The following is a 5,132-nucleotide window of genomic DNA, read 5'->3' on the forward strand; positions in this document are numbered from 1 at the left end:
CCCAGAAGTCGTTCCGCTGCGAGTACACGGTTCGGATCGTGGAGATCAAAGCCCGGTACGGGCTCTGGATGACGGACGCCGAACGCAGTAAGGCCGGGGAACTGCTCGGCCAGTGCCGAACGACGTAGCTCACCCGAGGTAGGGCTTCACCGCGGCGATGAGCTGGTCCCGGACCTCGACCGAGGACTGCGAGAGATCCACCGTCGCGGCCCCCAGTCGGTGTCCTGCTGTGACGAACGATTCGGCCAAGGACGTCCCGACCGCAGGGTAGAGGAGAAGCCCGCCGGCCGAGGCCCCGAGGGGATCCGAGGATTCCTGGGCGCGGACATAGGCGTAGAGCTGGTAGAGGTGCCCGCTGCGGAGCGTTTCCTTGGCAAAGCGTCCTGAGGAGAGCGCCGACGTGAACTTCGTGTCAATGATCAGTCGTCGTCCGCGGAGGCCGTCATCGATCCACACGTCGGTCATCATGTGGGGGAGGACGGCGGCAAGGCCAAGCGTCGCCTCGCTCGCCTTCCAATCGACTTTGCGCCCCCGCTGCACCGTCCAGCCGCGCCCGGTTCCGTGCGCCGTGTAGAACCCGCCGATGGCGCGTTCGAACAGATGGCGGAACTGGCGTTCGGAAAGGTCGCCGCGGCCGTGCCCAGGCGTCATGTAGCCCGAAGGGAGCGCGAGCTCGAGGGCCAGCTTGGCCGCCAGCAGGATGGATCGATCGCGGGCGTCGTTGCGCGTCAAGCGGACGTTTGCGTCGCGTTCGCCCGCGCGCCGATTGAGCAGGCCGACGCCGAGGCTCGCCAGCCGCTGCGACTGGGCCCGGCAGCGGCGGGACAGCTCTTCCTCGCTGCAGAGCGGGGCCACGGATTCGAGGGCGGTGCGGATCATCCGATTGCGCGGCGTGTCCACGGTGAGCTCGTCGAACCGGCAGGCAACGAGGCCACGTGAGAGCAGCTGATGCGATTCCGTCCGCAAAGTGTCGATCCCGCCGCGAACGCGGCTGAGGTCCCGCGACGTCCTGGCGAACGACGGCGTGAGCGGTCGCCGAAGACGGTCCTCGGTGCTCGCCGCAAGCAGCTCGGCGAGGAGCTCCGGCAGCTTCTCGGGGTAGTCCTCCATGCCGTCGAACGCTTCGGGTCCCGATTGATAGAGCTCCGAGGCGTACAGGAGCAGGAGCCAGACGTTGCGGAGGGGGATTTCAACCCCGCCGGCGACGACGACGCCGTCGCCTCCCGCCGTCGTCGTCCATGATGCCGCCCCGTCAGGGGAACTCACCCGAGCCCTTCCAGCAGTGCCTCCGTGGCGGCGGCCGCCTTGCCGGCGTCGTCGAACCAGTACTCCTCGAGCGTGGGCACGATCTCGGTGTCGACGACGGCGCGGAACCAGTCCGGGAAGGAGGCGACGCGTTCCTCGGCAGGCGGGGTCACGAAGCTGTGTCCGAGCCGGAACTCGCCCCCCAGCGCCGGATCCTCGGCGATCCGCTCGTTGAGCGCCTCGAAGCGGCTCCGGACCAGCTCGAGGTCCTCGGCACCCACGTTGTGCCGGTTGGCCATCCACTCCTGCCAGAGGTCGTTCACGCTGGGCTCCAGGGAGACGAACGCGAAGCGGCGCCGGAAGGCGAGGTCCATGATCGCGAGCGAGCGGTCGGCCAGGTTCATGGTGCCGATGATGTAGAGGTTGCTCGGCACGTGGACCGACTCCGACCCCGAACGCGGGTAGGCGAGCTGGAGCGATTCGCGCGGCGAACGCTTGCCGGCCTCGATGAGCGTCAGGAGCTCGCCGAAGACCTGCACAGGGTTCCCTCGGTTGATCTCCTCGATCAGCATGACGTGCGGCGTGTCCGGGTTCGCGTTCGCCCGTTCGACCATCTCCAGAAACGGCCCATCCACGAGGGTGAGCTTGCCGTCCGAGCCCGGACGCCAGCCGCGGACGAAGTCCTCGTAGCTCGAGTTCGGGTGGAACTGGGTAGCACGGAGCGCCGACTTGTTGTCCCGGGTGCCGATGAGCGCGTAGGCGAGACGACGGGCAAGCCACGTCTTGCCCGTTCCCGGAGGGCCCTGGAGGATGAGGTTCTTCTTTGACCGCCAGCGTGCGAGGTAGCCGTTGAGCGCCGCCTCGGGAATGAAGCAGCCGTCGGAGACGATGTCCCGGACCGTATAGCTCGCCTGAGGGGAAACCGGCGTCGGATCGTCGTCGTCCTCGACCTCGGGAGCCTCGTCCTTCTCCGCGTGCGCTCCGCGGCCATCCCGCTCAAGGTAAGCGGTCCACGAGAGCTCCGGGAACGAGTGCACGGCGAACTGAGGGTCCTCGAACTTGGAGGCGAGGGTGTCCAGGAGCTGCACGTAGGCGAGGCCGTCGGCGGCGAAGAAGTCCTGGTCCAGCATGAGCTCGGTCTTGAGGTACTGCCGGGAGCGGCCGTCGAGCGGCACGAAGTTCCATGGCCGGATCCAGAACAGGCCCATGGTGAGCTTGGTGCCGACCCGGTAGATGTCCCGGGCACGGCTGTAGGCCGCCGCGAACCGAAGTCGTTCCTGGTCCTCGCTCGAATCGGCGGCGCCGAGGGCGGCCTCGAAGACATCCCAGAGGCTGTCGATGTCGTCCTTGTGACGCGTGGCCGCCGTCGGGAAGAACCACGAATTCTGGCTGTTCAGCAGGGGAATTCCGTCGAAGCTCGTGGGCGCGGGGGTCTGGACGCCGAGCAGCTCGGCCCATCCTGCGGCGATCTCGGTTCTCTGGGTCGGCGTCGCGCTGCGATTGAACGTCCCCATGACCGTGAACGGGCAGATGTCCCGCAGCGGCACCGGGTTGTCGCGCCGATCCCGGTCCACGAGGAAGCCGAGTTCCTCATGTCGGGACTGCAGCTCATGGAGGTGAGCGAGCAGTTCGGGCCGCCTGTCCCGGTAGGCGAGCAGCGCCGTCGCCATCTCCTCGTAGAAGGCCGTCCATTCGAAGCGCTGCTCCGGCTTCGGGTCGGCATCGGCGAAGCGCTTGGCCCAGGCCGGGTCGTTCCGGAACCTGTCCACGTCCTGCTTCTCATCCCAGAAGGCGAAGCGGATGAGGGCCTCCCGCATCCAGTGGCTCGGCGTCACACGCCAGATGGTGTGGCGGCCAGTGTAGAAGTACCACTCCCGCGGCTTCTTGAGGCGCTTCCAGTCGACGGCGACCTGGCGGCCATCGCCCGGGTTGGCCGTCACGGTGCCGATCGCCTTGATCCCCATGACGGACACGGCGTGGCCCCGCGGGTCGAACGGCAGGTCCTTCTTCCGGACGTAGGTGGACTTGATGGCGATGCGGTCGCCGACCTTCATGGACTTGACGCTATCGAGGTACCGGTCTTCGAAGCCGTTTTCCCAGATCCCCTCGGCGATGAACCTGTCCGTCTGATCCTGGGGTTCCCGGTCCGAGTAGTACGACCCGACGAACCAATACTGGCCCTCGGGAACGCTTGCGTCCGCCATGATTCCTGCTCTCTGTGCCCGTGCGGGGGTGTGGGCACCCCAGAATTAGATCACGGCAAGATGACGTAGCGACTAACGGCTGGGGAGTCCAGCCGAGGGGTCCGCGGCCCCCTTCAGAGCATCACTTGTGCGCCGACTTCGCCTCGATTTCGGCGAGGCGAAGCTCGACGATGCGGCGTACCAGCGCGTCCGACAATGGGTGCTCCGCCGAGAATCGAAGAGTCCCCTTGGCCCAGTCGAAGCCCTCGAGCTCCGCCGCCAGCTGGGCCAGGACCTTGCCGCTGAACGGATAAAGGGCGAGGTGCTTCTTAGTCTCGAGGGCGCTCAGGAGCCCCTTCCCGTCAACCAGCAGTGCAGGCATGGCATAGCTGGTGCCCTCGACGGCTTCCGGCGCCGCTTCGCGCGCGACTGCCACCACACGCTCGAGAACCTCTCGATTCGGCCCGGACAAGGTATCCAGATACTCGGCGACCGTTCCCATGCCGCACATCATCCCACCGGAGGTCCGGGAAATCAGCCGAAGACCTTGCCGGGATTGAGGATGTTCGCGGGATCGAAGACGGCCTTGATCTGCCGCTGAAGCTCGTACTGGTCGGGGCCGAGCTCGTCCGCGAGCCACCGCCGCTTGAGGAGGCCGATCCCGTGCTCCCCGGTGAGGGTCCCGCCGAGGGCGAGCGCCTGCGAGAAGAGCTCTCCGGCTGCGGCCCACACAGTCCGGGGGACGTCGTCGCCCTCGAAGACGAACGTGGGGTGAAGGTTGCCGTCTCCCGCGTGGCAGGCGGTGGGGATGATGAGTCCGTACCGCTCCTCGAGTTCCCTCACGAACGCGAACGCTTCGCTCAGGCGGTCGCGAGGCACCGCGATGTCTTCGACGAGGACCGTGCCGAGGGTCTCGATGGCGGGGAAGGCCTTGCGGCGGAGGTCGAGGAGGCGCTCCGACTCGACCGGGTCCACGGTGGTCTCGGGGCTGCCGCCGCCCGCGCGAACGAGGTCCGCAACGTGCTGGGCTGTCTCGATGGCGCCCTGGCCGTCGCATTGGATGAGCAGGTACGCCGCCCCCCGGCCTGTCAGGTCTTCTCCCGTGAAGCGGTTGAGGCACTCGAGCGTGCGGCGGTCCATGAGCTCCATGATGGCCGGCACGAAACCGGCTCGGGTCACGGCGAGGGCGGCGTCCGCTGCCGCCTCGACGGACTCGAAGAACGCGCCGATCGTCACCGTGTCGCCGACGACGACGGGCTGCAGCTTGAGCGTGCACTCCACCACGATTCCGAGCGTTCCCTCCGAGCCGATCATGAGGGCGCAGAGGTCATATCCCGTGACACCCTTGACGGTCCGATGCCCCACCGAGATGAGGCGGCCATCGGCCAGGACGACCTTGAGCGCCAGGACGGCCTCGCGGGTCACCCCGTACTTGGCGCACAGGAGCCCGCCGGCGTTCATGGCGATGTTGCCCCCGACCGTCGAGATGTCCTTGCTGGACGGATCGGGCGCCCACCAGAGTCCGTAGGGGGCAAGGGCCCGATTGAGGTCCCCGTTGAGGATGCCGGGCTGGACCACAGCGAGGCGGTTTTCCTGCGAGACCTCCAGGATCTGGTCCATGTTCCGCATCGATAGGACGATCTCGCCGGGCCCTGCGACAGCCCCGCCCGCCAGCCCGGTGCCGGCCCCCCGCGTCACTATCGC

The 5,132-nt window shown here is 67.5% G+C and carries 4 protein-coding genes; all 4 read right to left on the minus strand.

Annotation, left to right across the window (positions count from 1 at the left end):
* Nucleotides 1-129 precede the first annotated feature (129 nt).
* Nucleotides 130-1,266 carry a 5-methylcytosine restriction system specificity protein McrC gene (locus ACTHL9_RS17585; RefSeq protein WP_440520562.1) on the minus strand — a complete coding sequence of 379 codons (1,137 nt, stop codon included), beginning with the start codon at nucleotides 1,264-1,266 and terminating at the stop codon, nucleotides 130-132.
* Nucleotides 1,263-3,449: an McrB family protein gene (locus ACTHL9_RS17590; RefSeq protein WP_440520563.1), complete on the minus strand. Its 2,187-nt coding sequence runs from the start codon at nucleotides 3,447-3,449 to the stop codon at nucleotides 1,263-1,265. Before ACTHL9_RS17590 ends, ACTHL9_RS17585 begins: the two co-directional genes overlap by 4 nt.
* Before the next feature lie 121 nt (nucleotides 3,450-3,570).
* The gene (locus ACTHL9_RS17595; protein ID WP_440520564.1) at nucleotides 3,571-3,930 is read right to left on the minus strand and encodes an iron chaperone; all 360 of its coding nucleotides are present in this window, start codon (nucleotides 3,928-3,930) and stop codon (nucleotides 3,571-3,573) included.
* A 32-nt stretch (nucleotides 3,931-3,962) separates the two neighbouring features.
* The coding region (locus ACTHL9_RS17600) for an FAD-binding oxidoreductase (RefSeq protein ID WP_440520565.1) at nucleotides 3,963-5,132 on the minus strand (1,170 nt) is incomplete at its 5' end.

The sequence above is a fragment of the Sinomonas sp. genome, from assembly GCF_051955515.1.
In the GTDB taxonomy this organism is placed as follows: domain Bacteria; phylum Actinomycetota; class Actinomycetes; order Actinomycetales; family Micrococcaceae; genus Sinomonas.

Coding starts and splice junctions, on each gene's coding strand:
- ACTHL9_RS17590 (WP_440520563.1), bottom strand. CDS start 3,449: ATGGCGGACGCAAGCGTTCCCGAGGGCCAGTATTGGTTCGTCGGGTCG.
- ACTHL9_RS17595 (WP_440520564.1), bottom strand. CDS start 3,930: ATGGGAACGGTCGCCGAGTATCTGGATACCTTGTCCGGGCCGAATCGA.